Source organism: Terriglobus sp. YAF25, from assembly GCF_052113305.1.
Taxonomy (GTDB): domain Bacteria; phylum Acidobacteriota; class Terriglobia; order Terriglobales; family Acidobacteriaceae; genus Terriglobus.
This window is the reverse complement of record NZ_JBFRCY010000777.1, coordinates 1-2,064: the sequence shown is the minus strand read 5'-3', so window position 1 is coordinate 2,064 and position 2,064 is coordinate 1. Positions and strand designations below refer to the sequence as shown.

Below are 2,064 nucleotides of genomic sequence, written 5' to 3'. Positions count from 1 at the left end.
GCACCAGGTACCCTTGCTCCGGCGAATAGGGCAAATACCGTGACATACTCTCTTCTCGTATAAATAACCCCGAAAAGCAAGTACTCACACAGACTCTTTAGCCCTGGGCCTTCTCTGTCCCTTAGGAAAAAGGCCCAGGGCTAAAGCCCATTTACTTTTTATGCCTTTATCAGCGGGCTGAAGCCCGCTGCTCCCACCCGGTTTATTTATTCTCTGGAACGACCTTAGGGGATACCTATACGTCGCAATTACAAAGCAAACGGGACCGGCATCTGCCGGTCCCGTTTGTTCCCGATGGCACAGCTACTTCGTTCCGGAGTCGGTAAAGATGTTTTTAGGGCACATTGCGTGGACACCAACGTTTCCGTCGACCAGTTCGGTGATATCGAGATCGACAGCGACGCTGGAGAGCATGTAGGCATCGTCACGCTTCATGTGTTTTTCCTCGACCAGAAAGTCGATCATGTCGCGCAGGGCGTGCTCCGTGGCTTCTTTCAGATCGGGGCTGAACCCCATCGTGATGTAGTGGGTTGGCGTCTCCGCGCGCGGCCAGTTCATCTGCTTCTTCTTATGAACGACGAACCGGAAGGTTCCGGTCAGGAAGGTCTCCATTGCGGTGATATCGACTTCGCCGTTTCCCTGGCCTGCGTGCCCGTCCCCAGCTTCGAACATGGCGCCCTTGGCCGCAACGGGAATGTAAAGCGTGGTTCCGGCAACGAGTTCCTTGTTATCCATGTTGCCCGCATGGGCGAACGGCTCAGTACTGCCGACCTTCCCGCCTGCTCCGGCGACGCCCATGCTTCCGAAGAACGGATGAAGCGGGATGTCGATGCCCGGTGCGAAGTGACCGATCATCTTCTCGCGGTCCAGCGGAATGATCCGGTTGCGACTGAAGGGGAACTCCATCGGCAGAAAGCCACGATGCAGCCCAAAGCCATTGCAGGCGAAGTTCGCATCGATATCCACCTTGAGGATCTGTACTTCGAGCACATCGCCCGGCTCCGCTTCGGCAATCTCTACGGGCCCGGTAAGAATGTGGCCACCCGGTCCTTTCTCGGCCGCCGGATAGTTCTGATAGACCTCATCGTTGTATGCAGGAATGTCTTCGCGCTTGACGCCGCGCGCAATCAGCCTGTCGGCCGGACCACAGGTGGAAAGAGTCTGCATCACGACCGTGTCTCCGCTATGGACGGTTGCGGCCGGATGCATGCTGCCGTAGTAACCCCACGAGACGGTCTTTGAGGTTGCTTTGACGGTCACGGTCTGCTGACCGAATGCCGGAAGAAAAGCCAAAGGAACGATTGCCGCCAACAACGTACACCTGCGCATTGCATCTCCTGACCTGCGTTAGAAAATACCCCTTCCCTTCCAGGAAGGGGTATTGGTTAGAACTGATACTTCAGTGCGAACTGGATCAGACGCGGCGCCACTGCGGAGGCCGTGATCTGAGAGTAGCTCGCGGCGCCCACCGTCGTGGACGGGTTGGCGTACTGCGGATGGTTCCAGACATTGAAGAACTCTGTGCGGAAGACCAGCGTGCCGTCCTCATGCAAGCCGCCTACTCTGGTTTCCTTCGATAGAGTCATATCCCAGTTGTCATTCCCGGGACCGCGAACAATGCCGATTCCGCTGTTGCCGTACTCGGTGGCATCCACGCCGCCGACCTTCACGCTATAAGGAACTGCCGGAGAGACGGTCCACGGTTGTGCCGCGCTGCCATTCAGGCCCGTGTTCAGATAAGTGTTGGTCTTTACCCGATTCAGCATAGTGCCTCCCTGGGTGTTGAGAACATCGTCATTTCCCTTTCCGGCGATGAACTGAGCGCGGCTCGCGGTGCGATACGCCGTTCCGTTACGCGTGTCGGTAAAGGTGAGCGGCTTGCCGGACTGAAAAGTGGAGACTCCAGAGAACTTCCATCCGCTGGTCGCTACACGAGCAAAGCTGCCGCCGTTCTTCCATCCCGGGATCAGCCACGAGTAGGTCACCACCAGGCGATGGGTGCGGTCATAGCCCCGGGATCAGCCACGAGTAGGTCACCACCAGGCGATGGGTGCGGTCATAGCC

General features: G+C 57.5%; 1 protein-coding gene and 1 pseudogene. Both read right to left on the bottom strand.

Features of this window, described 5'->3' with window-relative positions; all coding sequences use genetic code 11:
* Nucleotides 1-303 precede the first annotated feature (303 nt).
* Complete coding sequence (locus AB4043_RS23590) at nucleotides 304-1,329, bottom strand: acetamidase/formamidase family protein (RefSeq protein WP_442303267.1); 1,026 nt, start codon at nucleotides 1,327-1,329, stop codon at nucleotides 304-306.
* Between the two features lie 56 nt (nucleotides 1,330-1,385).
* Nucleotides 1,386-2,000: pseudogene (locus AB4043_RS23585) on the bottom strand (carboxypeptidase regulatory-like domain-containing protein); the annotation flags it as partial.
* Nucleotides 2,001-2,064 lie beyond the last annotated feature (64 nt).

Bases quoted from the DNA above. Each gene is read 5' to 3' on its own strand.
- AB4043_RS23590 (WP_442303267.1), bottom strand. From the start codon at position 1,329: ATGCGCAGGTGTACGTTGTTGGCGGCAATCGTTCCTTTGGCTTTTCTT.